The organism is Pseudomonas sp. 2822-17 (assembly GCF_002742485.1).
Classification (GTDB): Bacteria; Pseudomonadota; Gammaproteobacteria; order Pseudomonadales; family Pseudomonadaceae; genus Aquipseudomonas; species Aquipseudomonas cyclaminis.
Genome location: NZ_LJRZ01000758.1, coordinates 1 through 269, shown reverse-complemented (window position 1 = coordinate 269; position 269 = coordinate 1). Strand labels below are relative to the sequence as shown.

The window sequence follows — 269 nt, the reverse complement described above, 5'->3', positions numbered from 1 at the left end:
GGACCAATAGTTAGTTCAAAACCATAGATCGTCCCAAGGAGCATAAAGATAAGGCCAGATACAAAAGCATAATCTAATCGACTTGAACCAGAAGACAAATCAACACTTTCTATGATCCGATTTTCTTCCGACCTTTTATCCAGTGGTAATGCAATAATTTGATCTTGCTTAATTTCTTTTTCTTCTAACTTCTTCAACGTCACTTCAAGATATGGTGAATACTCAAATGATGCAATGATGTACACATAAATCACCTAAAATTCTTTCAT

The 269-nt window shown here is 34.2% G+C and carries 1 protein-coding gene; it reads right to left on the bottom strand.

Going from position 1 to position 269, the window contains the following annotated elements; all coding sequences use genetic code 11:
* On the bottom strand, positions 1-245 hold a 245-nt coding region (locus AOA60_RS32410; RefSeq protein ID WP_218240873.1), incomplete at its 3' end, for a hypothetical protein.
* Positions 246-269 lie beyond the last annotated feature (24 nt).